The organism is Sphingobacterium tenebrionis (genome assembly GCF_037126265.1).
In the GTDB taxonomy this organism is placed as follows: domain Bacteria; phylum Bacteroidota; class Bacteroidia; order Sphingobacteriales; family Sphingobacteriaceae; genus Sphingobacterium; species Sphingobacterium tenebrionis.
In genome coordinates, this window is the sequence record NZ_JAYLLN010000066.1 from 1 (window position 1) to 7,105 (window position 7,105).

The following is a 7,105-nucleotide window of genomic DNA, read 5'->3' on the forward strand; positions in this document are numbered from 1 at the left end:
AAAAAGCAGAAGGAAAAGTACCTAAACAGGTTGGCACTGGAGTTCGATATGAAATTAGATAAGATACATTGACCTGATTAACAATAGGTTATACAACATGTCATTGGTAGCTGCCTTTGTCATGCTGAGCGTAGTCGAAGGATCTGTACGGGGTACCAAATGTAGATGCTTCGACTACGCTCAGCATGACATGTAGGAAGATTGCTTCGTTCCTCGCAATGACGTTGAATCGCAAGGACGTTGAATCGCAATGACGTAGAAAATTTACTCAGATGTCTTCGGGGCTTCGACTTCGGTAATGATATAAATATCCTCCGAAGATTTTTTCATTTTATATTTTTCGCGAGCGATGCGTTGGATCTCGCTCTGATTGAATTGAACATCCTTAATAGACACTCCAATCTTTTCGGTCTCAGCCGTATAATAAGCCTTTTCAGCTTCCAATTTTCCCTTTTCCTGCTGAAAACTTACCTGAGTCGCCACATCATAACGATCAAAAAATAACATCCACACGACGAAGGCAATGCCTGCAATCAGGTATTTATTTTTGATGGTTTTGATAAAACGTTCCATAGCTGCTCAACAAAGAAATAAAAATTCAGTTAAAGATAAAATATACTTGGCAACAATGCAAAAAACAAAGCAAAGTTATCTTCTTTAACAAAAGAAGCCGCATCAAAATGACACGGCTTCTTCCTTACAAAAAATAAAAAAAATTATTTCTTAGGTGCATATTTGAAGTTCTTACCAATGAACTTCGCATTGCTTCCCAATTCTTCCTCAATACGTAATAATTGGTTGTACTTAGCAATCCTATCTGAACGAGAGATAGATCCCGTTTTGATCTGACCACAGTTCAATGCCACCGCTAAATCAGCAATCGTGAAATCTTCTGTTTCTCCAGAACGGTGAGACATTACCGACGTATAACCATTTGTCTGAGCTAATTGAACAGCATTGATTGTTTCGGTCAATGATCCGATTTGGTTAACTTTAACCAAGATGGAGTTTCCAACACCTTTATCAATACCATCCTGTAAACGTTTGGTATTTGTAACAAATAAATCATCACCAACCAACTGTACGCGGTCGCCGATCTTATCTGTCAACAATTTCCATCCTTTCCAATCATCTTCAGCCATACCATCTTCAATAGAAATGATCGGGTATTTTGCAGATAATTCTGCCAGGTAATCTACCTGCTCTTCGATGGTACGCGTTGCACCGCCTTTACCTTCGAATTTCTTGTAATCGTATTTTCCTTTTTCGAAGAATTCTGTAGAAGCACAGTCAAGTGCTAAACAGATATCCTTTCCTGGTTTGTATCCTGCTTTTTTGATCGCTTCCAAAATGGTTTCGATCGCATCTTCCGTACCTTCGAAAGTTGGAGCGAATCCACCCTCATCGCCTACTGCTGTAGAAAGATTACGGTCATGAAGGATTTTCTTCAAGCTATGGAAAACTTCTGCACCCCAACGCAATGCCTCAGAGAATGATTCAGCACCTACTGGCATGATCATGAACTCCTGGAATGCGATCGGAGCATCCGAGTGAGCTCCACCATTGATGATGTTCATCATCGGCAATGGCAAAGTGTTCGCATTTACTCCTCCGATATAACGGTATAATGGTTGACGACTTTCCTGCGCTGCAGCTTTGGCAACTGCCAAAGAAACTCCTAAAATAGCGTTTGCTCCTAATTTACCTTTGTTCTCGGTTCCATCAAGATCAATCATCAATTTATCGATTGCATTCTGCTCGAAAACATCAACACCTTCCAAAGCTTTCGCAATCTTTGTGTTTACATTTTCAACGGCCTTCAAAACACCTTTTCCCAGGTATTTCTTCTTGTCACCATCACGTAATTCAACTGCTTCATGTGCTCCTGTAGAAGCTCCGGATGGAACTGCTGCACGACCAACGAAACCGTTCTGTGTAGTCACATCAACCTCTATTGTAGGATTTCCGCGCGAATCCAAAATCTGGCGCGCATGTACGTCAATTATCAAGCTCATTTTTGTATGTGGTTTATTTTCTTTTCCTTTAACTTAGTGTATTAATAACACTAATATAACAATAATTATATCTTATATCAAAATTAACAAAAAAAACCATGTATGGGTACATACATGGTTTATTAAATGTTTTATAAATGTTAACCTTTTATCATCGCGATGAAATCATCGAACAGGTATCTTGAATCGTGTGGACCTGGGGATGATTCCGGGTGATACTGTACCGAGAAGGCTTTCTTACCTTTGATACGAATACCTTCGATCGAGTCATCATTCAAGTTCACGTGGGTAATCTCTACCTTATCCGAATTCTTGATATCTTCTGCTACTACGCCAAAACCGTGGTTTTGGGAAGTGATCTCACATTTGTTGGCGATGATGTTTTTTACTGGGTGGTTGATACCACGGTGACCATTGTGCATTTTGCTCGTGCGGATATCGTTCGCCAAAGCCAAGATCTGATGGCCTAAACAGATACCGAACATCGGTTTGTCTGCTTCCAAAATATCCTTTACGGTTTGGATGGCATAATCCATGGCTGCAGGATCTCCAGGGCCATTGGAAATAAAGTAACCATCAGGATTCCATTTTTCCATTTCCTCAAAACTTGTCTTTGCCGGGAAAACCTTAGCATATACCTGACGGGAATCAAAGTTTCGTAGGATGTTCTTCTTGATCCCTAAATCCAAAACTGCTACGCGGGTTGGAGCGCCTTCATCTCCATAGAAATAAGGTTCTTCCGTCGATACTTTGGAAGACAATTCCAAACCATCCATAGAAGGAACTTTGGCCAATTCTGCTTTCAAGGATTCTACATCCAGGTTCTCGGAAGAGATGATCGCATTCATCGCACCTTTGCTGCGGATATGACGAACCAATGAACGCGTGTCAATGTCTGAAATACCCACCAAATTCTCTTCTTCGAAGTAATTTTGGATGGATTGATCAGCCATTTTACGGCTATAATTGATGTTATAGTTTTTACAAACCAAGCCTGCAATTTGGATTTTCTTAGATTCCTCATCCTCATTATCGATACCATAGTTTCCGATATGCGCATTGGTAGTCACCATGATCTGTGCATAATAAGAAGGATCGGTGAAGATCTCCTGATAACCTGTCGTACCGGTATTGAAACAAATCTCTCCGGTGGTCGTACCGATCTTTCCGGCTGCCTTTCCATGAAAAACTGTTCCATCCTCAAGGACTAAAATTGCTGGCAATTTGCTGTAGTTGGTCATTCTTATTTCTTTTATTAAGTATATCCGTGGGTATGAGTAGAGCTTCGCCTTGGCGCACAAAAAAAGCCCAAATGGGCTATATAATCAATTTATGTATTGATGTAAAGTTGTACAACTTTTTGTGATGCTATCGGGTAGAAGGTTTCTTTCATTTTATTGGGAGACAAAGGTACAAATTATTTTAAATTCCGAAATAAAAAATGAAAAAAGAACTATACCCGTCATTGCGAGGAGGTACGACGAAGCAATCTTTGGACTAATCGAAAGATTGCTTCGTTCCTCGCAATGACGGGTATAGTTCCTCGCAATGATGCAAGAGGCCTCCTCCCAATAACACCCCTTACTTCGTCAACTTAAAAATATCATTTCCGAAAACAAAGATCATCAAGGCTATCAAAATAAAAAACCCGACCATCTGCGCTCTTTCCAAGAACTTCTCCGATAATGGCTTCCCTTGAATCATCTCAATCGTCAAAAACACCACATGACCACCATCCAATGCCGGAATCGGCAATAAGTTCATAAACGCCAAAGCCATGGACAACATCCCTACCAAACTCCAAAAACGCAACCAATCCACTTCCGTTCCGAACATGGTAGCAATGCCCACCGGTCCTGATAATGCCTTATCCGCACGAACCTCCCCTTTGAACATCTTACCAAAGCCTTTAATATTATCCGTGATCACAGAGAATGCTTTGCTCGCGCCGATAGGTAAAGATTCCATCAAGCCATAAGAATGAACCACCATCGGTAAGTTTCCAAATCCTAAGGCCGTTGTGGTATCCGCTTTCGCAGTCAAGTTCATCGCCGACCCATTACGTATCACGCCAAGATTGATATCTTTTCCTTTATTCGCCTGTACCAAATCCTTAAACTGATTCAAATGCAACGGAGCAACGCCATTGATACTAACAATACTATCCCCAACCTGCAATCCCATATGATCTGCTCTCGAATCCTTTTCGATCTTAGATACCGGTAGCATCTTAAAAATAGGCTGTACAAACTCGTTCTTCTTATGATCAGAAACATCGTTCAAAATATCCGGTGGAAGCGTAATTTTCACTTCCTGTCCAGCACGGTCCACGGTCAATACCGCATCACCCATCAAAACATCCGAGGTCATCAGGTCCTCAAAAAACAGATTCGCTTTATTTCCATTGACCGCAAGGATCTTATCTCCTTCCTTCAGTCCAACCTTTTCACCAATGATTCCTGGCTTCACACCGTAGATCTTATTGTTATCGATATCTGTGGTACCATACTTAAAAGTGATCATCCAGAACACCAAAATACCGACAATGATATTCACGATAATACCGCCCAACATCACGATCAAACGTTGCCAAGCTGGTTTAGAGCGGAATTCCCATGGTTGTGGTTCTCCTTTCAACTGCTCGGTATCCATCGATTCATCGATCATCCCCGCAATCTTCACATAACCACCCAATGGTAGCCAACCCACACCATATTCACATCCTTTATAATTGAACTTGAACAATTTTACACCCCAGGCATCAAAGAACAGGTAAAATTTCTCCACCTTGATCCCAAATGCACGTGCGGCCAGGAAGTGACCAAGTTCGTGTAGTATAATCAATAGCGACAGGCCTAATAACACCTGGGCTACCATAATGACGATTCCCATTTATTTTTTATTAATTGTATATAATCTATTTATTACTGAAACGAGGTATTAAACTCCGTGCCACTCTCCTACTTTCAGCATCATAATGCAGATAATCCTCTAATTTCAAATCATCTTGCCAAGAAATCTGACACAATGTCTCTTCAATGACATCGCTCATCCCCAGAAAACTGATCTGATCCTGTAAGAAAGCCTCCACCACGATTTCGTTCGCACCATTTAAGATACAAGGACTGTTCCCGCCTCTTTCCAACGCTTGATAGGCAAGTTTCAGATTCCTGAAAGCCTCCATATCCGGTGCTTCAAAAGTCAAATTTGGATAATCCACAAAGCTGAAGCGTTTGAAATCATTCTGCAAACGAGCTGGATAGGTTAAGGCATATTGGATAGGCAACTTCATATCAGGCACTCCTAATTGTGCTTTAATGGACCCATCCTGAAATTGCACCAGTGAATGTACGATAGACTGCGGATGGATGATCACCTCGACCTGATCTGCAGATAGGTCGAACAACCATTTGGCTTCGATCACCTCCAACCCTTTATTCATCAAGGAAGCAGAATCGATGGTAATCTTTGCCCCCATCGCCCAATTTGGATGTTTCAAGGCCTGCGCTTTCGTTACAGCAACCAGATCTTCCCGAGTTCTACCTCTAAAAGGTCCTCCAGAAGCCGTCAATATTATTTTTTCTATTGGGTTGCTTTCTTCTCCAACCAAACATTGAAATATCGCCGAATGCTCAGAATCCACCGGCAATAAACGCACCTGATGTTCTTTTACCAGCTCATTAATCAATGCGCCAGCAACCACTAAGGTTTCTTTATTGGCAAGTGCAATATCCTTCCCTTTTTTGATAGCAGCAACCGTTGGTTTCAAACCAACAGAACCTACAATAGCGGTCAACACCACATCAATATCATCCCGTTGCACAACCACTTCCAAGGCTTCCACCCCACTCAGCACCGAAATGCCCAGCGGTTCCAAAGCTTCCTTTGCCTTTTGATAAGCCTGCTCTTCACAGACCACCACCACCTTCGGATGAAAGGCTTTTGCCTGTTGGATCAACAGATCGGCATTCCTACCGATGGTCAATACGGTTACTTCAAATTGTTCGGGAAAAGCGGCTACAACTTCTAATGCTTGAGTTCCTACGCTACCTGTTGAGCCTAATATGGCGATTCTCTTTCTACTCAATGTTGAACTAATTAGATGATATTATCGATCAGTGAAGGATCTGCTCCCCCTTTATAGGACTTCATCATATCCACATACACAATGGACATCACAATGCTCACGATAGGGATGATAACAAATGAATTCACTAAACCTAAAATTTGGGATAACAAGGTATAGCCAAAATATTCCGCCCCCAATTGCAATAAATGGGTGGATGCTACAATGAATATAACGATCAATAACCGGAATACATTGCCTTTGGTCATCGCCAAACTGAATTTATAGGATTTGAAGGTATTGAATCCATGTTCGATAATGAAAAATGGATAGAAGGTCGTTCTTATCAATACAAACAACATAATAACTCCTGTTAAAAAAGGATGGACCTCCGAACGCACCGTATCCATGCTTATCCCCAAAAACAATAAAGGAAAGCAAAGCACATACATTACCAAATAAACCACAAAAGCAATCAGGGAATAGAACAACAATCCGATGATGTAGTTCACGAATTGGGAAAAGGAAGGCACATAGCCCCAAAATCCCGGTTTCTTTTCTCCCCTAGCCAATACGATGGCATTTTTTAACAGTACCAATTGCAAACTAAAATATAAACCTATAAACAGCAGTAACAAGAGCACTTTCAAGCCCATGAAATACGAATCCGAATAAAAGGATAAGTAGCTGGATAAATAGGTAGACAGGTTGGAGGTTATAAACAAAAGAAAACATAGCCCTGCAATAGAAACATAGTTCCTCATCAGGATGTCTATAGCCCTTAAAAAGACGTCGTTCGCCTTAAAAGTAATGTCTTTTAAATAATTTAGCATGGTGTTATTAATAGTGCAAATATGATAATTTTTTTGGTTGTACCATATGTTACACCATGAAAAAAGGCTAAGAATACATTTGAGGGCACTGAAAAAGTCTCAACTTTTTAATGAGATTTAAAGAAATGACTGAGTACAAGATTTATCTTACTCGGTCATTTTTGTTCTAAGGATTTCTGAAAATTTGTTTT

Annotated in this window: 6 protein-coding genes; all 6 read right to left on the minus strand. The window is 40.7% G+C overall.

The window, feature by feature from the left end:
• Positions 1-264 precede the first annotated feature (264 nt).
• Positions 265-573 carry an FtsB family cell division protein gene (locus VJ786_RS16330; RefSeq protein WP_336558040.1) on the minus strand — a complete coding sequence of 103 codons (309 nt, stop codon included), beginning with the start codon at positions 571-573 and terminating at the stop codon, positions 265-267.
• A gap of 143 nt (positions 574-716) precedes the next feature.
• Positions 717-2,015, minus strand: coding sequence for a phosphopyruvate hydratase (gene eno / locus VJ786_RS16335; RefSeq protein WP_099367863.1), 1,299 nt, complete (start codon positions 2,013-2,015; stop codon positions 717-719).
• Between the two features lie 140 nt (positions 2,016-2,155).
• Positions 2,156-3,256 carry a glutamine-hydrolyzing carbamoyl-phosphate synthase small subunit gene (gene carA, locus VJ786_RS16340; RefSeq protein ID WP_099367862.1) on the minus strand — a complete coding sequence of 367 codons (1,101 nt, stop codon included), beginning with the start codon at positions 3,254-3,256 and terminating at the stop codon, positions 2,156-2,158.
• 340 nt (positions 3,257-3,596) lie between these two features.
• Entirely contained in the window at positions 3,597-4,907 is a 1,311-nt protein-coding gene (rseP, locus tag VJ786_RS16345; protein WP_336558041.1) for an RIP metalloprotease RseP, read from the minus strand.
• A 25-nt stretch (positions 4,908-4,932) separates the two neighbouring features.
• The gene (locus tag VJ786_RS16350) at positions 4,933-6,102 is read right to left on the minus strand and encodes a 1-deoxy-D-xylulose-5-phosphate reductoisomerase (protein WP_336558042.1); all 1,170 of its coding nucleotides are present in this window, start codon (positions 6,100-6,102) and stop codon (positions 4,933-4,935) included.
• Between the two features lie 11 nt (positions 6,103-6,113).
• The gene (locus VJ786_RS16355) at positions 6,114-6,914 is read right to left on the minus strand and encodes a hypothetical protein (protein WP_336558043.1); all 801 of its coding nucleotides are present in this window, start codon (positions 6,912-6,914) and stop codon (positions 6,114-6,116) included.
• Positions 6,915-7,105 lie beyond the last annotated feature (191 nt).